Genomic DNA, 20,638 nt, shown 5'->3' with positions numbered 1-20,638 from the left:
GCGGCGGCTCTCAGCCGCATGGCGGCCCGAACAGCGCCCGCAGCTTCGCGCTCGTGCCGCGCGCCTTGCGGGCGTCGTCCAGCATCGCGATCCATTCGCCGAGTGCGATCCGGATCGGATTGAAGGACGGCGTGCCCCCGACGAGGCCGAAGCGGAGCGGTTGGTCCGACGGCCGCCCGGCAAAGGTCCCGAACAGGCGATCGAACACGATCAGGATGCCCCCGTAGTTCTTGTCAAGGCACGGCTCGTTGCAGGCATGATGGACGCGATGATGGGTCGGCGTGTTCAGCACCCATTCGAGCACGCCGAGCTTTGGTGCGAACTCGCTGTGGATGAAGAACTGGTAGAACAGGTTGACCGCGAGCATCGCGACGATCGCGAGCGGATGAAAGCCGATCAGCGCCAAGGGCAGGAAGAACAGAAAGTTACCCGAGATGTTGCCGGTCCATCCGAGCCGGATCGCCGCCGTCAGGTTCAGCCGCGTCGTCGAATGATGCACCGCATGGGTTGCCCACATCCAGCGAATACGATGCGAGGCGCGATGCTGCCAATAGTAGAGAAACTCGCTTCCGAAGAAAAGGTCGGCGAGCGCTAACGGGCCGGTTTGCGCGAAGTCGAACAGGCGGTGCTCGTAGAGGAAGGCGAACGGTACCGCGAGAACTCCGGCTTCGATCGCGCGCAGCACGTTCTGTCCCAGAGCAACACCGAACGATGCCACGCTTTCGCGCCAGTCGTGGGTCTCGCGGTGTGCAAGCCGGCCGATGCCGTATTCCAGCAGCATCAGGCCGATCGCCGTTGCCAGGATCACGCGCCTGAGCGTCGGATCGAGCAGGAGTGACGCGTAGCCCACGGCTCCCTCCTATTTCGGCGCGATGCCTGCGCTGACGGCGCTGTCCCTCAACGCCTGTGCGCGGGGCACCGTTTGTGCGCAGGACGCGGTGAGCTGGCCGACGTGGGATTGCAGGCAGGCGAGGATGCGTCCGCCGCCCGGCGCGACGTCGCTGCAAAGGCGGTCATAGTCGGCGCGGCAGGCTTGCATGACGGCCCTCGCTTCGCTGCGCATTTGCGGCGTGATCTGCGTTTGCAACTGGCTCTGGGCGAACGCAGATGTCGAGGCGGCGACGCCGAGGGCGACGATGATTGCGGCCTGCGGGATTGAGAGGAGACGGAAAGTCGATGGCATGGTGCTGATCCTTTCTGATCTGATTGGCCGCCGCAGCGTGGGGCAGACGCAGCGACGGCCTTGCCCGCTCCTCAGCGCGAGATCGTGCCGGTGCGGGTGTAGGTGTTGCCGGCCGGGCCGGTGCGGGTCACGTTGCGCGAGCAGCTTCCGTTGGCGCAGCTACCGGTCGCGGTGACGCTGGAGGTGCCGCGCGGACCGGAGCCGGTCGCCGTCCGCGTCCAGGCGTTGGCGTCGGCCGCGGCGGCAACCGACAGGGCTCCGATGACAAGGGAGGTGAGGAAGAACTTGTTCATGGTCGTCGTCTCCTTGTGGGGGCTGCCGTGAGCGGGAGCCATGCGGAGGAGACTGGGGCGGTGGCATCTGCGCGGCATTGCCGGGACGAAACGATTAGTATGGCTTTGTCGGGCGCAGGTAACAGTGTGTAACAACGGCCCTCGCGCCCTTGCGCGGCGCGTGCCGTCGTCCAAAAATGCGTCGATGAATGCACATCCGGCCACGATTCTCATAGTGGAGGACGATCCCGAGATCAGCCGCCTCGTCGCCGACTTCATGCGGCGCGAGGGGTTCGAGGTCGCCTGCGTCGGCGACGGCAAGGCGATGGACGCGATGCTCCAGCGCGTGCGGCCCGATCTCATCATCCTCGATCTGATGCTGCCGGGCGAGGACGGGCTTTCGATCTGCCGCCGGCTGCGCGCCGACGACTCCCTTCCGATCCTGATGTTGACGGCCAAGAGCGACGAGATCGATCGCGTGGTCGGCCTCGAGATGGGCGCCGACGACTATCTGACAAAGCCGTTCGGGCCGCGTGAGCTGCTGGCGCGGGTGCGCGCCATCCTCCGCCGTGCCAACGGGGCGCCGGCCAAGCCGCTGGTCCGACGCTTTTCGTTCGACCGTTTTGTCATCGACCTCGATTCGCGCAGTGTCGAGACTGTCGAGAGCGAGATCGTGGCGCTGCAATTGACCAGTGCGGAGTTCGACCTGCTTGGCTGCTTCGTGCAGCGCCCGCGCCGGGTGCTGACGCGCGACCAGATCCTCGACTGGACCCGTGGCCGCTCGGCGGAGCCGTTCGATCGCACAGTGGATATGCTGATATCGCGGTTGCGCAAGAAGCTCGACGGCGCAAGCCCCGGCTCCGGCCTGATCACAACGGTGCGCAACGGCGGCTATCTGTTCACCGCTGCTGTCAAGCAGGTGTCGTGATGCTGCGCGTGACGCTCGCGGCCCGGCTGGCGCTGATCGGGCTGATCGGCTTCACGGTGGTGCTCACCGTGGTCGTCGCGATCTTCTACCGCACCACGGTGCACGAGAATGAGCTGACGCGGCCGTCGCCGGCGCGTCTCGATGCGCTGGCGACACTGGTCGAGCGGACGGCCGCCGGGTCGCGGCAGGCCGTGCTCGATGCTGTATCCTCGCCGCAGTTCATGGTGCGGATCGTGCCGTCGGGCGCGCCGGTCACCGGCGAGACGCCGGAGCAGCAGCAACAATTACGCGAGACCTACGCGGCCGGCCTCGCGGGGCGCCCGGTCGAGATTGTGTCGCCGCCCGATCATCGTATCGCACGCCTGTTTCCCCGCATCGCGCGGCTGATGGCCAATGCGATCGAATTCCGCATCGGCTTGCGCGGCGGCGAGTTGCTGATCATCGATGCCTATACGCGACTTCCGGTGACGCCGCTCGGTCTGCCCGTCGGCTTCGGCGCGGGCGTGTTCGGCTCGATCGTGGCGCTGCTCGCGCTCCTGATCATGCAGCGCGAGACGCGGCCATTGGCGCAGCTCGCTGCCGCGGTCGATCGCGTCGACCTGTCGACCGATCCACCGCCTCTGCCGGACGCGCGGCGCAGTGCGCCGGAGATCCGCGCCGTCATTGCCGCGTTCAACCGCTTGCAGGGGCGGCTCGCCGAGATGCTGCGCGCACGCATGACGCTGGTTGGCGGCATCGCCCATGACGTCAGAACCTTCGCGACACGGCTGCGGTTGCGCGTCGAGCACATCCCCGACAATGCCGAGCGGCAGCGGGCGGTTGCCGATATCGACGACATGATCCGGCTGCTCGACGACGCGCTGCTGTCGACGCGGGCGGGCGCCGGTGGGTTGTCGCAGGAAATGGTCGAGCTGGCCGCGCTGATCGCCGTCGAGGTGCACGACCGGCGCGCTCAGGGCAAGCCGGTCGATCTGGTGACGGACGAGCGCGCCCGCGATGCTGTCGTGCTCGGCGACCGGCTGGCGCTGCGGCGTATCCTCGCCAACGTCATCGACAATGCGCTTGCTTATGGTCATGCGGCGCATGTGCGGACGGCCTTGAAGGACGGCGTCTTCGTCGTGTCGATCGATGACGAGGGACCGGGCATTCCCGCAGATCAGCGGCAGACCGTACTGGAGCCGTTCCACCGGCTGGAGAAGTCACGCAATCGCGCGACCGGCGGGGCCGGGCTTGGTCTGGCCGTGGTTCGCAGCCTGGCCGAGGCCCACGGCGGGACCATCGAGATCGGCGCAGTCCCGGGCGGGGGCACGCGTGTCAACGTCACGTTGCCGGTGTTTCAACCGTCTTAAAAGCGTTTTCGAGCGAAGTGGGTGCCGGTTCGCGTGAAGAAAACGCGTCAAACAAGACTCTGGCGTCAGGCGGCCACCACTGCCGGGATCGGCAGCGCGGTGACCGACTTGATCTTCTCCATCGCGAAGCGCGAGGTGACGTTCTTCAGCGGCACGGCGCTGATCAGCTTCTTGTAGAACACGTCATAGGCCTGCATGTCCGCGACGACGACGCGCAGCATGTAATCGACGTCGCCGGCCATGCGATAGAACTCCATCACCTCGGGCATGGCGCTGACGGCTTCGGCGAACTTCTTGAGCCAGGCGTCGGAATGGTCGGCGCTCTCGACTGACACGAACACCGAGATGCCGAGCCCGATCTTGTTCTGGTCGACCAGCGCCACCCGTTTGGTGATCACGCCGTCCGCCTCCAGGCGCTGGATACGCTTCCAGCAGGGGGTCGAGGACAGGCCGACGCGGTCGCCGATCTCGGCGACGGAGAGGGAGGCATCGTCCTGGAGCACCATCAGAATCTTGCGGTCGATTGCGTCGAGGCGGCGGCTGGTCTCGGGGAGCTGGACAGCGAGATCGGTCATTTGAAGAACTTTGTTCCATTCCAAGGGTCGTTTTCCCTGATATAGAGAAAATCTTTCTATAGCAAGTCTATAATCTTGGCGCCCGGTCAAGCGTCGCCGCCGGCGCCATGCTCAAAAACTCTTCAACTTCAATACGTTGCGGGGCCGCCAGGCCGCCGCCGTGGCGGGTGCATTTCAGCGCCGCAGCGGCCGCGGCGAATTGCAGCGCCTGCCGCACGTCGCTGCCTTCGGCGAGGCGAAGCGTGAAGGCGCCATGGAAGACGTCGCCGGCGCCGAGTGTATCGACCGCCTGAATCGGGGCCGCCGGCGTCTCCTCCAACTCCCCCGCCTCGTTCAGCCAGATCGTGCCGCGCGGGCCGCGGGTGGCGGCGAGGAAGGCGGGCGTGAGCGCGGCCAAGCGCTTCAGGGCCTCGCCGTCGTCGGCGATGCCGGCGGTCTCCTGCACCTGTTCGCTGGCGAACAGCAGGTGCGAGGCGGCCGTGAGCAGGCCGTCCTGCAACGACATCGCGCGATCGACGCCGACGATGACGGCAATGCCGCGCCGGCGTGCCTCGGTGCAGAGCGAGGTCGCGAACGCGGCGCAGCGGCTTTCGACGAGAACCGCCCGGCAATCGGCGAGCAGTGCGTCGGCGTCCGGCAGTTCCACGGTCGACAACGCGGGATCGCGATAGATGGTGAGCGTTCGTTCGCCCGACGGCTCGATCATGATCGCCGAGACGGGCGTCGCGAGCCCCGGCATGCGGACGATGTGTGGGGTCTCGATAGCTTCAGCGGCCATCCGTTCGAGGATGAAGCCGCTCGACGTCTCTCTGGCATCGCCCATGGGGCCCGCGAAGGAGACGCGGCCACCAAGCCGCGCGATGGCGATCGCGGCATTGAGCGCGTTGCCGCCGCAGATCTCCGCGAGATGGCTGGCATTCGCCTTGCTGCCGCGCGCGGGCACAGCCTCGACACGAAAGGTCAGGTCGCGAACGGGAATGCCGATGCACAGGATGCGCGGCGCGATCACAGATAGCGCCATCGGCGGTCTCAGCTCTTGTCGTGCACCCAGCGGCCGAGCAGGTGATGGGCGATGGCGAACGGGTGCGGACCGGCGAGCCCGTCGGGATGCGTCCGCGCCAGCATCAGGGCGGCCTCCTCGCGCGTGAACCAGCGCGCATCCTCCAGCTCGGAATGATCGACGACGATGTCCTCGCTCACGGCCCGCGCGCTGCAGCCGATCATCAACGACGACGGATAGGGCCAGGGCTGGGTCATGTAATACTGCACGTCGGTGCAGCGGATTCCGGACTCTTCGAGGATCTCGCGGCGCACCGCGTCCTCGATGGTCTCGGCGGCCTCGACGAAGCCGGCGAGGCACGAATACATGCCGGGCGGAAACTGCTTCTGGCGGCCGAGCAGGCATTTGTCGCCGGAGGCGACGTGCATGATCACGACAGGGTCAGTGCGCGGGAAATGCTCGGCCTTGCAACTCGGGCACTCCCGCTTCCAGCCGCCTTCCTTCATCGCGGTACGCGTGCCGCAATTGGCGCAATAGCCGTGGCGCTGATGCCAACCCACCATCGACTTCGCCATTGCGATCGCCGACAGCTCCTGCGGCGGCACTGCGCCCTGCATCGCCATGCCGCGCAGCTCGGTGACGGTGTAATCGTCGCGGCCGATCAGCTTCTCGGCCGCAGCCTGCGACAGGCCCATGCCGAACATCGCGGCGCCGTCGCGCAGACCCAGGAAGATCGTGCCGGGATTGGCGCCGCACTTCAGCGCCTCGTCGATTCCCAGCATCGCGCGCGCTTTTTCGCCCTCGCGCTTCACCAGCAGCGAGTCGCGGTAGACGACATAGGCGCGCGAGGACGGCTTCTGCTCCATCGCGAACAGCTTTTCCTCGTCGCGGCGCAGATGCGCGGCGCGGTCGAGGATGTTGGTGACGAAGGCCGGTTGTCCCAGTGGAAACGAGTCGAATGCTGACATTTCTTGTTCTTTCAACCCAACCAGATCTTGCGGCGAAGCGCGCCGATGAAACTCTGCACCTCTGTGGCGTCGTGCGCCAAGGGCTGCATCACGCCCCAGACCGGCCGCGGCCAGGCGGCGTCACCGGTGCGGCGCGCGATGATGTGGACGTGAAGCTGCGGCACGAGGTTGCCGAGTGCTGCGATGTTGAGCTTGTCGCATTTGGTGATCTCCTTCAGCGCGCGCGAGACGCGGGAGATCTCGGTCATCAATTGCGCCTGCTGCACCTCGTCGAGATCGATGATCTCGACCGCATCCACGCGCCGCGGCACCAGCAGCAGCCAGGGATAATGCGCGTCCTTGATGACCAATACCTTGGACAGCGGCAAATCGCCGATGTCGATGGTGTCCTCTTTCAGGCGGGAGTGCAGTGACCAGGCGGGATCAGACATATGCGTTTCCAGATTGCCCGATGGGGTCGGGCGCGTTTGGCCGGACCATACGATACGGAGTTGGCGAGGGGAAGGTTAGGGCCCCGCAGCTTCTGCATACTCGATCGTCGTCCTGGACAAGCGGAGCGCTGATCCAGGACCCCTGGGCGAGCGCTTGCGCCCGTCGCGATAACCACAGGACGTGGGAAGTGGCACGTTGATGGCGCCAGCCGTGCCACACAACCGAGATTTGTGGTAATGGGTCCTGGCCTTCGCCAGGACGACGATGAGGCTACCCCTCCGCCAGCACCCGCGCATTGGCACGCACGGAGGCCTCGCTGACGCGGATGCCGAGGCCGGGGCCGTCGGGCACCACGACGTGGCCGCCGCGATTGGCGACACGCTCCTCGAGCACGTCCTCGGTCAGCACATGATGCGGCATGTAGAATTCGCAGCCGAGCGAGATCCCCGGCGTCGCCGCGATCAGCTGCGTTCCGGCGGCGAGCCCGATGCCGCCCTCCCACAACGTGCCACCATAGCCGGGCAGGCCGGCAATGTCGGCGATCGCCATGATCGCCTGCGCCTCGAACAGGCCGCCGGCCTTCATCAGCTTGATCGAGACGGCATCTGCCGCCTCGCGGCGCACCACCTCCATCATGTCGCGGCGGTCGAAACAGCTTTCGTCGGCGAGCACGGGCGTTTCCAGCGCCGCGGTGAGCTGCGCCATCACGTCGAGAAACTTGCGCGGCACCGGCTGCTCGATGAAGGTCGGCGCGAACCGCTCGACATCGCGCAGGATCTTGATGGCGCCGAACGGCGCCAGCGCCTGGTTGTAGTCGACGCGAAGATCGACCTTGTCGCCGAACTCCTTGCGGATCGCCTCGAGATGATCGAGATCCTCGCGATGCGGCTTCACGCCGGTCTTGACCTTGTAGATGAAATTGCCGTCCGGAACCATCTTCCGCATGCGTTCGAGATCGGCGGCGAAATCCGGATCGGCGATCGAGAACGACAGCGGTATCGTGTCGCGCACGCGCCCGCCGAGCAGGTCGGCGACCGAAAGTCCCGACGACTTGCCGACGATGTCGAGCAGCGCCATTTCGATGGCGACCTTGGCCTCGGCGTGTCCGACGAGCGCGCGGTCAAGCTCGGCCATCAGCACGCGGATGCGGCGCACCGACTTGCCGAGCAGGATTGGGCGCAAATAGATGTCGAGCGCGGAGAAGGCCGCTTCCGGCGTTCCCGTGAACACTTCCCACGGCGCCGCCTCGCCCCAGCCGATCACGCCGTCGCTCGCGGTGAGCTCGAGCAGCACGCGCTTCACCGTGCCCTTGACGTTGCCGACGCCCTGGAGGCGCGCCATCTTGATCGGGCTCTCGATCAGGAACAGCCTGATGCGTTCGACGGTTGCTTCGGTCATGTCAGGCCTCCATTGACGTGCCAGACCTGGCCGGTGACGTAGGATGCTTTTGGGGACGCCAGGAAGGCGATGATCTCGGCCACTTCCTCCGGCCGCCCGCGGCGGCCCATCGGGATCAGCGCCTCGGTCGCGGCGATCTGCTCGGGTGAAAGCCGGCTTTCGCTGGGCTTGTCCTTGATGATGAGGCCCGGCGCGACGGCGTTGACGGTGATGCCCTCCTTGGCGAGCTCGACTGCAGTGAGCCGTACCAGCGCTTCGAGCGCGGAACGGCTCGCTGCCGTCGCGGCGAAGGGCGCGAACTCCGGACGGATCGCATGCGCCACGAAGGACGACACCGCCACGATCCGCGAATCTCGCCCCGCACGCAGCAGCGGGAGCGCGGCGTCCACCAGCCGTGTGAACGCGAGCGGCGATTCGTCCATCGCCTTGCGGAACTGATCCGCCGGCGTGCCGATCGCGCTGCCGCGCCGGGCATGGCCGCCGACCAGGATCAATCCATCGAGCCGGCCAAAGGCGCGTTGCGTAGCGGCGACGGCGTCGGTGACCGCGGCCTCCTCGGCGAGATCGCCGAGGCATTTTGCGACGATAGCGCCTTGCGCTTCGGCTTCCGCCGCCGTGGCGTCGAGGCCGGCTGCGTTGGAGCGCGTGTGCAGCAGCAGCGCAGTGCCGGGTGCGGCGAGCAGTTTTGCAGTGGCGCGGCCGATGCCGCTGGCGGCACCGGTGACGAGATAGACACGATCGATATCAGGCATCACGGTGCTGCGTTGGCCGGCGGCAATGCGCCGGTGCGGTGAAAATGGCTGAGGAAGGCGCGCGTCGCCGCCTCCTGCGGATTGTCGATGACCTGCCGCGCCGGGCCTTCCTCGACCACGACGCCGTCGCGCATGAAGATGAGGCGATCGGCAACCTCGCGGGCGAAGGCGATCTCGTGGGTCACGATCACCATGGTCATGCCCTCCGACGCCAGCTGCTGCATGACGTTCAAGACCTCGCCGACAAGCTCGGGATCGAGCGCGGAGGTGACCTCGTCGAACAGCATCACGTCCGGCTCCATCGCGAGCGCCCGCGCAATCGCGACGCGCTGCTTCTGTCCGCCGGAGAGCGTTGCCGGATATTGATCGGCCTTCTCGGCAAGGCCCACCTTCGCGAGTTGGGCCCGCGCCAGCTTCTCGGCGTCAGCCCTGGCCATGCGCCGCACCGTGACCGGCCCCTCCATCACGTTCTGGAGCGTCGTCATGTGCGGGAACAGATTAAAATGCTGGAACACCATGCCGGTGGTGGTGCGGAATTTTGCCAGCGTCTTTACGTCAGGCAGCTTTGTGCCTTCTCCGAACGTAAAGCGGGTGTCGCCGACGCGGACGCTGCCGCCGTCGGGCGTCACCAGGAGATTGATGCAGCGGAGCAGCGTCGACTTGCCCGAGCCGGACGGGCCGATCAGCGCCACGACGCCGCCCTTGGCGACGTCGAGATTGATGTTCTTCAAGACCTCGTTGCTGCCAAAGCTCTTGCGCAGGCCACGGATCTCGATTTTTGACGTGTCGCTCATTCGCCGACCGCCAGTCGTTTCTCGCCGCGCCGGACCATGATGGTCAGGGGAATCAGGATCGCCGCATAGGCGACCGCGACGGCGGTGTAGGTTTCCAGCGGACGGTAGCTGTCATGGGCGGCGACCTGGCTCTGATACACGAGGTCGGGCACCGCCAGCACCGAGACCAGCGAAGTGTTCTTGAACTGGATGATCGACTGGTTCATCAGCGCCGGGATCATGCGCTTGATCGCCTGCGGCAGCACGATGCGCCGCATGCTCTGGCTGGGGGTCATGCCGAGCGCGGCGCCGGCTTCGGACTGGCCGCGGTCGATCGAGATGATGCCGCCGCGGATGATCTCCGAATAGAACGAGCCGCCATAGAGCGAGAGCGCCAGCGCCGAGGCCGTGATCGGCGTCATCTCGACCCCGGCCAGGATCGGCAGCGCGTAATAGAACCAGATCAGCTGCACGAGGATCGGCGTGCAGCGGAACGCCTCGATGAAAGTGAGCGCGACCAGGCGCACCGCTCGAAAGCGCGACAGGGTGCCGAACGCGCCGAACAGGCCGAAGACGAGGCCGAGCACCACGATGACCACGGTGAAGCCGACGGTGACGCCGAGCCCGTTGAGAAAGAGCCAGCGATAGCTCCAGAGGATGCCGAAGTCCCACTGATACATGCGTGTTTAACTCGTCGTGGGTGCCGTTTGCACCGTCATTCCGGGGCGATGCGAAGCATGGAACCCGGAATCTCGAGATTCCGGGTTCGCCCTTTCGGGCGCCCCGGAATGACAGTGGAAGTTTACAGCGAAACGCCCGGCGGAATGTCCGCCTCGGTCACGCCAACCAGCTCCATGTTGGTGATGATCGCGTTGCGGATGAAGCCGAGGCCCTTGTTGAAGTCGATCCAGGTGTTGACGTAGTCGCGCCAGGTCTTGTCGGTCTCGCGGCGGAAGCCGGCGTTCGACGTGGTGGCGAAGATCGGCGTCGGCAGCACGAACTGGCCGAGCGAGGGATTCTTCTTCAGCACCGTCAGCGACAGCATGGTGATCAGGCACTGCGCGTCGACGCGGCCGGTCTGGAGCGCGGCGGTGGCGTCGTCGGCGGTCTTCAGCCGCGAGATCTGCGCCTTCGGGGTCAGTCGGCTAACGACCTGGTCGTGCGAGGAGCCCTGGTCGACTGAGAGCTTGACGTCGGGCGAGTTCAGCTCGGCCCAGCTCTTCGGCTTGAAGTCCTTCTTGCAGAGGATGCCGAAGGCGTTGTTGAAGACCGGCACCGAGAAATCGATCACCAGCGCGCGCTTCGGGGTCGGGTTGAGGCCGAAGAAGATGTCGATCTTGTTGGACTGGAGGTCGAGCACCGAATTGCCCCAGGTGGTCTCGGTGATCTCGAGCTCGGCTTCCATGTCGTCGGCGAGCGCCTTGGCGATGTCGACGTAAAAACCCTTCCACTGGCCGGTCGAAAGATCCTTCATGTAATAGGGTGCGCCGCCGCCGACCGCGCCGATCCGCATCTTCTTGGTGCGGCGGATGCGGGCGAAGGTCGATTCATTCGGATCGGCCGCCTGGGCGACGGCCGGCGTGGCCAGCGCCCCCGCGGTCACCGCACCAATGGCGCCAAGTCCGACAATCGATGCAACATCACGACGTGTAACCATTGGGATCAATCGCTTTTCTGTTGGAAGGAGTTCCGGCAGCGTTCTTACCAAGGTGCCTTCGGCAGTGAAAGCACAGCCTATCGGCTGGGCAGGCCGGGAATTGCCCGGATGCTGGGCAAGCCAGAACCAGCCCAGCCCGTTCGAGCCGATACCCGCTTGCTTTCCGGTCCTTTTGGCCCCAAATAGGGACCGGGAGATTGGCGGTGGACGAGCCACTCGCCAACCGGGTCAGGTCCGGAAGGAAGCAGCCCTAACGAGGTCCGGATCGGGTCGCTCGTCAGTCTCCTACCTGTTTTTCCGAGCGAATTGCGCCGGCGGCTCGAGCCGCCAGCGCGCTCCTTTCCGCAAAGCCGGCCGAAAGACACTTCATTGCGGATCGACCGATGACCGACGCTGGCGCCCCTCCCAACCCTGACAGCGCCGGCCAGGCCAGCACGCCCTACCGGGTGCTGGCGCGGAAATACCGTCCCTCCAGCTTCGACGATCTGATCGGCCAGGAGGCCGTGGTCCGCACCGTCTCCAATGCGTTCGAGACCGGCCGCATTCCGCAGGCCTGGATCCTCACCGGCGTCCGCGGGGTCGGCAAGACCACCACTGCGCGCATCCTTGCCCGTGCGCTCAACTACGAGATGCCGGATGGCTCGGTGAAGGGCCCGACCGTCCACATGCCGGCGCTCGGCGTGCATTGCCAGGCGATCATGGAAAGCCGGCACATGGACGTGCTGGAGATGGACGCGGCCTCGCATACCGGCGTCGACGACGTTCGTCAGATCAATGACAGCGTCCGCTACGCGCCGGCCAGCGCCCGCTACAAGGTCTACATCATCGACGAAGTCCACATGCTGTCGACAGCGGCGTTCAACGCCTTCCTGAAGACGCTGGAGGAACCGCCGGAGCACGCCAAATTCGTGTTCGCGACCACCGAGATCCGCAAGGTTCCCGTGACCGTGCTGTCGCGCTGCCAGCGATTTGACCTGCGCCGCGTCGAAGCCGACGTGCTGATGAAACATCTCGCCAGCATCGCGGCCAAGGAAAACGTCGAGATCGAGCCTGAAGCGCTCGGCATCATCGCGCGCGCCGCGGAAGGCTCGGTGCGCGATTCGCTCTCGCTGCTCGATCAGGCGATCGCGCATGCGGCAGGCACCGTGAAGGCCGATGCCGTCAGGCAGATGCTGGGGCTCGCCGACCGCACCCGTGTCATCGATCTATTTGCTTCTCTGGCACGTGGCGACATCGCGTCCGCGTTCAAGGAATTCCGCGACCAGTACGACGTCGGCGCCGATCCGATCGTGGTGCTCTCGGATCTCGCCGAATTCGTCAATTTCGTCACCCGCGTGAAGATCGTGCCGGCGACCGCCGACAACGTCGCCTATGGCGAGACCGAGCGCGTGCGCGCGCGGGATTTCGCCTCGAAGATCTCGATGCGCGTGCTGTCGCGGATGTGGCAGATGCTGCTCAAGGGCATCACCGAGGTGCAGGCCGCGACGCGGCCCGCGGCAGCCGCCGAGATGGTGCTGGTGCGCATTGCCTATGTCGCCGACCTGCCGACGCCGGACGAAGCGATCAAGATGCTGGAGCAGAACGGCGGCGGTTCGCCGGTCGTGAGCGGCGGCAGTGCCGCGCGCAACGCGGGCGCCGCGCCGATGGCGTCCGCGGCTCCGATTCGCATGCCAACATCGTCACCGTCCTCCTTCGGCGGCGGTGGTGCCCGTCCGCAGATGGCAACGCCCGCGCCGGATCCGCAAGCTGCCGCGCCCGTGTTGCGCGTCACGAGCTTCACCCAGCTCGTCGCGCTCGCCGGGCAGAAGCGCGACCTCCTGACCAAGGGCGCGCTCGAAGGCGACATGCGCCTCGTTCGTTTCGAGGAGGGCCGGCTGGAAGTCGCGCTCGAGCCCAACGCCTCCAAGACCATGATTTCCGATCTCGCGCGAAAATTCGAGCTTTGGACCGGGCGCCGTTGGACCGTGATCGTCTCCAACGAACAGGGCCAGCCGACGCTGCGCTCGGTGAACCAGGCGGCCAAGCAGGAACATGCGCGCACCGCCGAGGCCGATCCGCGCGTGCGCGAGGTGCTGTCGCGGTTTCCGGGTGCGAAGGTCGTCGAAGTCCGCAGGCTTGCCCCCGAGGCGCCGGAATCCGATATTAACGCCGACTATGGCAGTGACGATCCGCCCGACGGTTCCGACGGCGACGATCTCTAGAGCGTGATCCGGAAAAGCGTGAAGCGCTTTTCCGATTGGATCATGCTCAAAACAACAAGCGAAGGCGCGATGATGATTCATCGCGCCAACCAAGGACAGCACCGATGGTCGATATTTTCGGCATGATGAAGCAGGCGCAGCAGCTGCAATCCAAGATGCAGGAGATGCAGGACCAGCTCGGCAACGTCGAGGTCGAGGGCATCTCCGGCGGCGGTCTCGTCGCCGTGCGGATGACCGCGAAGATGGACGTCAAGGGCGTCAAGATCGATCCTTCGCTGATGAAGGCGGAAGAGCGCGAGGTGCTCGAGGATCTGCTCGTCACCGCGTTCGGCGAGGCCCGCCGCAAGGCGGAAGCCGCCATGCAGGAGAAGATGCAGGCGCTCACGGGCGGGCTCGGTCTGCCGCCGGGCATGTCGGGGCTGTTCGGCCAGTAATATGGGCGCTGTTGCGGGTCCTGAAATCGAGCGGCTGGTCCAGCTTCTCGCGCGGCTGCCGGGCCTCGGCCCGCGCTCGGCGCGGCGCGCCGCGCTGCATCTGATCAAGAAGCGCGAAGCGCTGATGATGCCGCTGTCCTCGGCCATGCAGGTCGCGCTCGAGAAGGTCCAGGTTTGCAAGACCTGCGGCAACATCGACACGCAAAGTCCCTGCACGGTCTGCACCGATCCGAGGCGCGACCCTTCGATCATCGTCGTCGTCGCCGACGTTGCCGATCTCTGGGCGCTGGAGCGGGCCAATGCGACCCAAGGGCGCTATCACGTGCTGGGCGCGACATTGTCGCCGCTCGACGGCGTCGGCCCGCAGGACCTCACCATCGAGGCGCTGGTGGCGCGCGCGCACGAGGCGCAGGTGCATGAGGTCATCCTGGCGCTGAATGCCACTGTCGACGGCCAGACCACGGCGCATTACATCACCGACCTGCTTCAGGACGCCAACGTAAAAGTAACCCGGCTCGCCCATGGTGTGCCGGTCGGCGGCGAGCTTGATTATCTCGATGAAGGTACGCTATCGGCCGCGATGCGGCAGCGCACCCTGTTCTAGCCATCCAGACTTACGGAACGGACGACATGACGAAACTTTTCGCCGCACGATGGGCTTTGGTCGCAACGATGATGACGCTGGGGACACCGGCCATCTCCGCGCAACAGGACGACGGGGCTCCGCCGCCGTCGAAGCCCGGCAAGCCGATCAATGCCGGCGAGGTGCTGTCGGGCGAGCTGAACACGATGAAAGTGCGCGACGTCAAGAACGTCGGCAAGCGGGTTGCGACCTACCAGATCACCTCCGAGCCGCGCCGGCTGCCGGCGCCGAGCGGGCTGTGCAATCTCGAGACCGGGCCCGAAACCTTCCAGCTCGTTCCCAGCGGCGATGCGCAGGCCGCACAGCTGAAGACGTTCGCCGGCAAGGAGATCTCGGTCAAGGTCGACGAAGTCGCCTGCGCCAGCGATCCCGGCCAGATGAGCGAGGCCGTGATCACGAAGTGGAGCCTGATCAAGAAGCAGTAGGGGGAGGTTCCCTCTCTCCAGGATTCCGGTGTCATCGCCCGCGTAGGCGGGCGATCCAGTACGCCGCAGCTTCTCGGTCAATCACAACCATCTCGGAATACTGGATGCCCCGCCGGGGCCTGTCATCGGGCTCGCCGAAGGCGAGACCCGGTGGCGGGGCATGACAGCGAGCAGCCTCTACACCCGCACCGGCCCCAGCGCATCAAAGTGCCCGCGCCTCTGCAGCCAGGCCAGCAGCACCAGGCTGGGAATCGCCACCAGCATGCAGATCGCGAAGAACAGCGGCCAGCCGGTCGTATCAGCCACGAAGCCGGCGCCTGACGAGAGATAGGTCCGCCCCACTGCGGCAAGCGCGGTGAGCAGCGCATATTGCGTCGCCGTGTGCAGCGGGTTCTGGCAGAGCGCCGAAAGATAGGCGACGAAGATCACCGTGCCGATGGCGCTGGTGAAGTTCTCGCAGGTGATGGCGAAGGCGAGCGCCCATTGGCTGGTGCCGACGAAGGCCAGCCAGGAGAAGGAGAGGTTCGCGAGCGCCTGCACCACGCCGCCGATCCAGAGGCTGGTCGCAAGCGAATAGCGCCGCGCGACGAAACCGCCGGCAAAGCCGCCGATCAGCGTCGCAGCCAGACCCACGCCCTTCACGATCGCTGCATAGTCGTTGCGGGAGAAGCCGAGGTCGATCACGAACGGCGCGGTCATCGTGCCTGAGAAGGCGTCGGTGAACTTGAACAGCACGACGAAGGCAAGCGCGGCGAGCGCATCTTTCCGCGTCAGAAATTCCGAGAAGGCGCCGATCGCCGCGCGCAGCACGCGCGCGAACGCGGTTTCCGTTTGCGTCGCAGCTTCCGCCCGCGCCGACTGCTCGGGCTCGGTCGCGATCAGCGCTGTGATCGTCCCGATCAGCACCATCCCCGCCATCACCACATAGCCCCACATCCAGGCGGATGTGCGGGTGATGCCGGTGCTCTCGAAGCCGGAGACGATGAACAGCGCGCCGGCGGTCGAGACCAGCATGCCGATGCGATAGGCCGCGACATAGGACGCCATGCCGGCGGCCTGCTCGCTCTCCGGCAGGCTCTCGACGCGGAAGGCGTCGACCACGATGTCCTGCGTCGACGAGGTCGTCGCCACCAGCAATGCGCCGAGCGCGACGTAGAACGGCGAGCGCGCGGGATCGGTCAGCGCCAGCAGCAGGATCGCGACGATCAGCAGCAATTGCGAGAACAGCAGCCAGCCGCGGCGCCGCCCGAACGCGCGCGTGAACAGCGGCACGTGCAGCGCATCGACCAGCGGCGCCCACAGGAATTTCAGCGTGTAGGGCGTGCCGACCAGCGCAAACAGCCCGATGGTCTTGAGATCGACGCCGGATTCCCGCATCCACACCAGCAGTGTCGAGCCCGACAGCGCCAGTGGCAGCCCGGACGAGAAGCCGAGGAACAGCACGATCAGCACCCGCGGCTGCAGGTAAACGGCAAGGCTGTCACGCCAGGAGGTGGGGGTCGTGTCGGGGCTGCCGGGGGAGGTCGCGTCGGGTGCGGTCATGGGCGGGTGTTAGCAGATTTTGGCCTTGATGCCTCTGCCACAACGTCGTCATGCCCGGGCTTGTCCCGGGCATCCACGTTCTTGATGCCGCTGAAAAGGTCGTGGATGGCCGGGACAAGCCCGGCCATGACGGAAACGGCGTCACTCCCCCGCCTGGAGCTTCCTTGGGAACAGCTCCGGCGTGCCGGTCGCCACGAGATGCGGGCCTTCGGGCGCATCGGTCTTGCTGAAATCGAGCTCTTCGATCCGCCCGGCGCGTTTCTCGATCTTGTCGGCGGAGATCAGCACCTGCCGCACGTCCTCGTTGGCGTCGGCAAAATGTTTCTGGAGCTTCAGCACGCGGTCGCGCAGGCGGCCGAGGTCGTCGCCGAGCTTGATCACCTCGGTGCGGATCTGGTCCGCGGCGTCGCGCATGCGCGCGTCCTTCATGATCTGCTGCATCACCTGGATCGCCAGCATCAAAAGCGATGGCGACACCAGCACGACGCGGGCGCGATAGGCCTTCTGGATGATGTCGTCGAAGCCGTCATGGATCTCGGCGTAGACCGATTCCGACGGCACGAACATCAGCGCCATTTCCTGGGTCTCGCCGGCGACGAGATATTTTTCCGCGATGTCGCTGACATGCTTCATCACGTCGCCGCGCAGCCGCTGCGTGGCGATTTTCCGCTCCTCGTCGGTGCGGGCGTCATGCAGCGCGGTCATCGCCTCCAGCGGAAATTTCGCGTCGATGCAGAGCGGCCGCTGGTCGGGCAGGAACACGACGCAATCGGGCCGCTTGCCGGTCGAGAGCGTGAACTGGAACTCGTAGGCGCCCTTCGGCAGACCGTCCTGGACGATCGCCTCCATCCGCGCCTGTCCGAAGGCGCCGCGCGACTGCTTGTTGGCGAGCACGTCGCGCAAGGTCGTCACCTGCGTGGTGAGGTCGGTGAGGTTCTTGTGCGCGCTGTCGATGATGCCGAGCCGCTCGTGCAGCGCGTGCAGGCTCTCCATGGTGTTGCGGGTCGAGTGCTCCATGGACTGGCCGACGCGGTGGGTCACCGAATCCAGCCGCTCGTTGACCGCACGCGCCATGTCGGCCTGGCGGCCGGCGAGCGTCTGGGTCATGGCGTCGACCCGGCCCGAAGCCTCGCTCTGGGCGTGCAGCATCTGGCTGACGCGCTCCTCGAGCTCGTCGGCGCGGATGGCGTTGGCCATCGCGAGTTCCGCGCCGCGCCGGGAGGACCGTGCGATGACGACCGCGATCATGACCAGCAGGATGAGGACGAGGGCGCCGAAGCCGATCAGCACGTCTACGGTGCGCACCGGCCAGTCGCCGAGCATGAAAATGATCTCGTTCATGCCCGCCGTTCTATCCGATTCGGCCTCGCACACGAACGAATAGCGAACATTTATGGTAAATGCCCCGTTAATTTTTATGGTTACCGAAACCTGAAGTTTTATGGTTAGCGGAGGGTTAACGGGGTTCCGGGCCGCATTGACCGCATCGGGCGCGCGGATTAAATCGCGGCCATGGCCCTCAGAGAAATCATCATCCTGCCCGACAAGCAGCTGCGTCTGGTCTCCAAGCCGATCGAGAAGGTCACGCCGGAGATCCGCAAGCTTGCCGACGACATGTTCGAGACCATGTACGACGCGCCCGGGATCGGGCTCGCGGCGATCCAGGTCGCGCAGCCGTTGCGGCTGATCACCATGGACCTCGCCAAGCCCGACCAGGACGGCGAGACCAAGCCCGAGCCGCGCGTCTTCATCAATCCGGAAATCATCGCCTCCTCCGAGGACCTGTCGGTCTACGAGGAAGGCTGCCTGTCGATCCCCGAATATTACGAGGAGGTCGAGCGGCCTGCGAAGGTGCGGGTGCGCTACACCGATCTCGACGGCAAGGTGCACGAGGAGGACGCCGACGGCCTCTACGCCACCTGCATCCAGCACGAGATCGACCATCTCAACGGCGTGCTGTTCGTCGACTATCTGTCAAAGCTCAAGCGCGACCGCGTGATCAAGAAGTTCGAGAAAGCCGCCAAGCGCGCGGAGTGAGTCATTTGTGAGCGCTGGTGCTGCCGCGAACTCCCATGCGCTCCCTCCCCCCTTGCGGGGGAGGGCGGGGGAGAGGGGTAGCCCAGGAAAAGGCGTTCGTCGTTTTGCGAGCGCGAGCAAAAAAGCGCCCGCGCTCAAGCCGAAAGAGCACGTCGTGTGGCACCCCTCTCCCATAGCCGAAGCTTCGCTTCGGCGTGGATCTAAAGATCACGGCCGCCGAAGGCGGCCTATGCCTCCCCCGCAAGGGGGGAGGGAACATACCGAGTCCTTGTCATGCCCCTCCGCCTGATCTTCATGGGCACGCCCGATTTCTCCGTGCCGACGCTGCTCGAGTTGGTCGCGCATGGCCACGAGATCGCGGCCGTGTATACCCGCGCGCCGAAGCCCGGCGGCCGGCGCGGCCTGCAATTGCAGCCGACCCCGGTGGAAGAGGCCGCGCGAAAACTCGGCATCCCCGTGCTGACACCCAAGACGCTGAAGACGCCGGAAGCGCTCGACGAGTTTTGCGCCTTCGACGCCGATGCCGCCGTCGTCGTCGCCTATGGCATGATCCTGCCGCAGGCGATCCTCGATGCGCCAAAGCTCGGCTGCTACAATCTCCACGCCTCGCTGCTGCCGCGCTGGCGGGGTGCTGCTCCCATCAACCGCGCGATCATGGCCGGCGATGCCGAGAGCGGCGTGATGGTGATGAAGATGGACGTCGGGCTGGATACCGGCGACGTCGCCATGGCGGAACGGCTCGCAATCTCCGACACCATGACAGCGCTCGATCTGCACGACCGTCTGTCCCGGCTTGGCGCTGATCTGATGGTGCGCGCCATGGCCGCGCTCGCCCGCGGCGGGCTCCAGCTCAAGCAGCAGAGCGAGGACGGCGTCACCTATGCCGCCAAGATCGACAAGGCCGAAGCGCGGATCGACTGGACCAGGCCCGCGCGCGAGGTGCTGCGCCATATCCACGGCCTGTCGCCGTTTCCCGGCGCTTGGGCGGAACTCGCAGGCGTCGAGGAAAACGCGCGCGTAAAGATCCTGCGCTGCGAACTTGCGAAAGGTTCTGGCGCACCCGGCGTGGTGCTCGACGATCACCTCACCATCGCCTGCGGCGAGGGCGCAATCCGCATCATCGAGCTCCAGCGCGAAGGCAAGGCGCGGATGCAGGCCGTGGACTTCCTGCGCGGCGTGCCGCTGAAGGCCGGCGCCAAATTCACCTGACGCTGTCATACCCCGCGAAGGCGGGGTATCCAGTACGCCGAGGCTTCTCGGTCGAACGGATAGGCTGCGGAGTACTGGATCGCCCGGTCGAGCCGGGCGATGACAGCGAAACTGGACAAGATGCCCCGCTACAAGCTCATCATCGAATATGACGGCGCGCCGTTCTTTGGCTGGCAGGTGCAGGAGACGCTGCCCTCGGTGCAGGGCGCGTTGGAAGCCGCGGTGAAGGCGATGACCGGCGCGGATTTGCGGGTGCATGGCGCCGGCCGCACCGATGCCGGCGTGCATGCGCGCGGCCAGGTCGCGCATGTCGATATCGACAAGCAATTTCCGCCGGGCCGTTTTCGCGACGGGCTCAACGCACATCTTCGCCCGCACCCGGTGGCGGTGCTCGAGGCGGAGATCGTGCCTGATGCCTTCGAGGCGCGCTTCTCGGCCGTGAAGCGCCATTACCGCTACCGCATCGTCAACACCCGCGCCAATCTCGCGCTTGATGTCGGCCACGCCTGGCGTGTGCCGCGCCGGCTCGACGCCGATGCGATGCATGCGGCGGCACAGCGCCTGCTCGGCAAGCACGATTTCACCACCTTCCGCGACACCGAGTGCCAGGCCAAGTCGCCGGAGAAGACGCTCGACCAGCTCGACGTGCTGCGCGACGGCCGCGAGATCACGATTCTCACCTCGGCGCGCTCGTTCCTGCACAGCCAGGTGCGCTCGATGGTGGGGTCGCTGATGTGGGTCGGCGAAGGCCGCTGGACCGCCGACGATCTCTCCGCAGCGCTCGCCGCGCGCAACCGCGCCGCCTGCGGCATCGTCGCCCCGCCGGACGGGCTGTATCTGATGCAGGTGGATTATTAGAG

Annotated in this window: 23 protein-coding genes and 1 other RNA gene; 10 read left to right on the top strand and 14 right to left on the bottom strand. The window is 65.9% G+C overall.

Translation table 11 applies throughout. The features are described from left to right. Positions 1-10: 10 nt before the first annotated feature. The 3 genes from JQ591_RS27440 to JQ591_RS27430 all read right to left on the bottom strand — a co-directional run bounded on the left by JQ591_RS27440 (position 11) and on the right by JQ591_RS27430 (position 1,476). On the bottom strand, positions 11-850 hold the full coding sequence (locus JQ591_RS27440; RefSeq protein WP_211399122.1) for a sterol desaturase family protein: 840 nt from the start codon (positions 848-850) through the stop codon (positions 11-13). 9 nt (positions 851-859) lie between these two features. Beyond that, complete coding sequence (locus JQ591_RS35455) at positions 860-1,183, bottom strand: cysteine rich repeat-containing protein (RefSeq protein ID WP_249137745.1); 324 nt, start codon at positions 1,181-1,183, stop codon at positions 860-862. Positions 1,184-1,254: 71 nt separating this feature from the next. Continuing rightward, positions 1,255-1,476: a hypothetical protein gene (locus tag JQ591_RS27430; protein WP_211399121.1), complete on the bottom strand. Its 222-nt coding sequence runs from the start codon at positions 1,474-1,476 to the stop codon at positions 1,255-1,257. Between the two features lie 184 nt (positions 1,477-1,660). Here JQ591_RS27430 and JQ591_RS27425 point away from each other — a divergent pair, with 184 nt between their 5' ends. Next, complete coding sequence (locus JQ591_RS27425) at positions 1,661-2,383, top strand: response regulator (protein ID WP_211399120.1); 723 nt, start codon at positions 1,661-1,663, stop codon at positions 2,381-2,383. After that, positions 2,383-3,732, top strand: coding sequence for a sensor histidine kinase (locus JQ591_RS27420; protein WP_211399119.1), 1,350 nt, complete (start codon positions 2,383-2,385; stop codon positions 3,730-3,732). Before JQ591_RS27425 ends, JQ591_RS27420 begins: the two co-directional genes overlap by 1 nt. A gap of 65 nt (positions 3,733-3,797) precedes the next feature. Here JQ591_RS27420 and JQ591_RS27415 read toward each other — a convergent pair whose 3' ends face one another. The 9 genes from JQ591_RS27415 to JQ591_RS27375 form a co-directional block, all read right to left on the bottom strand. Then, a complete protein-coding gene (locus JQ591_RS27415; RefSeq protein ID WP_211399118.1) occupies positions 3,798-4,307 on the bottom strand; it encodes an Lrp/AsnC family transcriptional regulator in 510 nt (169 codons plus the stop codon). Between the two features lie 67 nt (positions 4,308-4,374). Beyond that, on the bottom strand, positions 4,375-5,328 hold the full coding sequence (locus JQ591_RS27410) for a sugar kinase (RefSeq protein WP_211399117.1): 954 nt from the start codon (positions 5,326-5,328) through the stop codon (positions 4,375-4,377). Positions 5,329-5,336: 8 nt separating this feature from the next. Beyond that, positions 5,337-6,275 carry an NAD(+) diphosphatase gene (gene nudC / locus JQ591_RS27405; protein WP_211399116.1) on the bottom strand — a complete coding sequence of 313 codons (939 nt, stop codon included), beginning with the start codon at positions 6,273-6,275 and terminating at the stop codon, positions 5,337-5,339. An 11-nt stretch (positions 6,276-6,286) separates the two neighbouring features. Beyond that, entirely contained in the window at positions 6,287-6,706 is a 420-nt protein-coding gene (locus JQ591_RS27400) for an HIT domain-containing protein (RefSeq protein ID WP_211399115.1), read from the bottom strand. Positions 6,707-6,977: 271 nt separating this feature from the next. After that, positions 6,978-8,105 (bottom strand): muconate cycloisomerase family protein, encoded by a 1,128-nt coding sequence (locus JQ591_RS27395; protein ID WP_211399114.1) that lies wholly within the window; start codon positions 8,103-8,105, stop codon positions 6,978-6,980. Further along, positions 8,102-8,857, bottom strand: coding sequence for an SDR family NAD(P)-dependent oxidoreductase (locus tag JQ591_RS27390; protein WP_211399113.1), 756 nt, complete (start codon positions 8,855-8,857; stop codon positions 8,102-8,104). Before JQ591_RS27390 ends, JQ591_RS27395 begins: the two co-directional genes overlap by 4 nt. Continuing rightward, positions 8,857-9,651 carry an amino acid ABC transporter ATP-binding protein gene (locus tag JQ591_RS27385; protein WP_211399112.1) on the bottom strand — a complete coding sequence of 265 codons (795 nt, stop codon included), beginning with the start codon at positions 9,649-9,651 and terminating at the stop codon, positions 8,857-8,859. Before JQ591_RS27385 ends, JQ591_RS27390 begins: the two co-directional genes overlap by 1 nt. Beyond that, entirely contained in the window at positions 9,648-10,310 is a 663-nt protein-coding gene (locus tag JQ591_RS27380) for an amino acid ABC transporter permease (protein WP_211399111.1), read from the bottom strand. Before JQ591_RS27380 ends, JQ591_RS27385 begins: the two co-directional genes overlap by 4 nt. Positions 10,311-10,432: 122 nt before the next feature. Next, a complete protein-coding gene (locus JQ591_RS27375) occupies positions 10,433-11,287 on the bottom strand; it encodes a transporter substrate-binding domain-containing protein (protein ID WP_211399110.1) in 855 nt (284 codons plus the stop codon). A 192-nt stretch (positions 11,288-11,479) separates the two neighbouring features. On the opposite strand from JQ591_RS27375, the gene ffs reads away from it, so the two are divergent. The 5 genes from ffs to JQ591_RS27350 all read left to right on the top strand — a co-directional run bounded on the left by ffs (position 11,480) and on the right by JQ591_RS27350 (position 14,990). Further along, positions 11,480-11,576, top strand: an RNA gene (gene ffs, locus JQ591_RS27370) — signal recognition particle sRNA small type. A 94-nt stretch (positions 11,577-11,670) separates the two neighbouring features. Continuing rightward, entirely contained in the window at positions 11,671-13,488 is a 1,818-nt protein-coding gene (locus JQ591_RS27365; RefSeq protein WP_211399109.1) for a DNA polymerase III subunit gamma/tau, read from the top strand. A gap of 104 nt (positions 13,489-13,592) precedes the next feature. After that, the gene (locus JQ591_RS27360; protein WP_211399108.1) at positions 13,593-13,922 is read left to right on the top strand and encodes a YbaB/EbfC family nucleoid-associated protein; all 330 of its coding nucleotides are present in this window, start codon (positions 13,593-13,595) and stop codon (positions 13,920-13,922) included. Position 13,923: 1 nt separating this feature from the next. Continuing rightward, positions 13,924-14,526, top strand: coding sequence for a recombination mediator RecR (gene recR, locus JQ591_RS27355; RefSeq protein WP_007604678.1), 603 nt, complete (start codon positions 13,924-13,926; stop codon positions 14,524-14,526). A gap of 26 nt (positions 14,527-14,552) precedes the next feature. Continuing rightward, entirely contained in the window at positions 14,553-14,990 is a 438-nt protein-coding gene (locus JQ591_RS27350) for a hypothetical protein (protein ID WP_211399107.1), read from the top strand. 177 nt (positions 14,991-15,167) lie between these two features. Here JQ591_RS27350 and JQ591_RS27345 read toward each other — a convergent pair whose 3' ends face one another. Both JQ591_RS27345 and JQ591_RS27340 read right to left on the bottom strand, forming a co-directional pair. After that, positions 15,168-16,532 carry an AmpG family muropeptide MFS transporter gene (locus tag JQ591_RS27345; RefSeq protein ID WP_211399106.1) on the bottom strand — a complete coding sequence of 455 codons (1,365 nt, stop codon included), beginning with the start codon at positions 16,530-16,532 and terminating at the stop codon, positions 15,168-15,170. A gap of 141 nt (positions 16,533-16,673) precedes the next feature. Continuing rightward, positions 16,674-17,873 carry a DNA recombination protein RmuC gene (locus JQ591_RS27340; RefSeq protein WP_211399105.1) on the bottom strand — a complete coding sequence of 400 codons (1,200 nt, stop codon included), beginning with the start codon at positions 17,871-17,873 and terminating at the stop codon, positions 16,674-16,676. Positions 17,874-18,044: 171 nt separating this feature from the next. Between JQ591_RS27340 and def the strand changes: the two genes are divergently transcribed. From def to truA, 3 genes are all read left to right on the top strand, one after another. Next, positions 18,045-18,569 carry a peptide deformylase gene (gene def / locus JQ591_RS27335; RefSeq protein ID WP_211399104.1) on the top strand — a complete coding sequence of 175 codons (525 nt, stop codon included), beginning with the start codon at positions 18,045-18,047 and terminating at the stop codon, positions 18,567-18,569. Positions 18,570-18,842: 273 nt separating this feature from the next. Further along, a complete protein-coding gene (gene fmt / locus JQ591_RS27330) occupies positions 18,843-19,778 on the top strand; it encodes a methionyl-tRNA formyltransferase (RefSeq protein ID WP_211399103.1) in 936 nt (311 codons plus the stop codon). Positions 19,779-19,898: 120 nt separating this feature from the next. Next, positions 19,899-20,636: a tRNA pseudouridine(38-40) synthase TruA gene (gene truA, locus JQ591_RS27325; protein ID WP_211399134.1), complete on the top strand. Its 738-nt coding sequence runs from the start codon at positions 19,899-19,901 to the stop codon at positions 20,634-20,636. The last annotated feature ends 2 nt before the right edge of the window (positions 20,637-20,638 follow it).

Origin of the sequence: Bradyrhizobium canariense (genome assembly GCF_018130465.1) — a bacterium.
Classification (GTDB): domain Bacteria; phylum Pseudomonadota; class Alphaproteobacteria; order Rhizobiales; family Xanthobacteraceae; genus Bradyrhizobium; species Bradyrhizobium canariense_C.
Note: the sequence above shows the minus strand (reverse complement) of the source record. Positions and strands in the feature narration are given on the sequence as shown.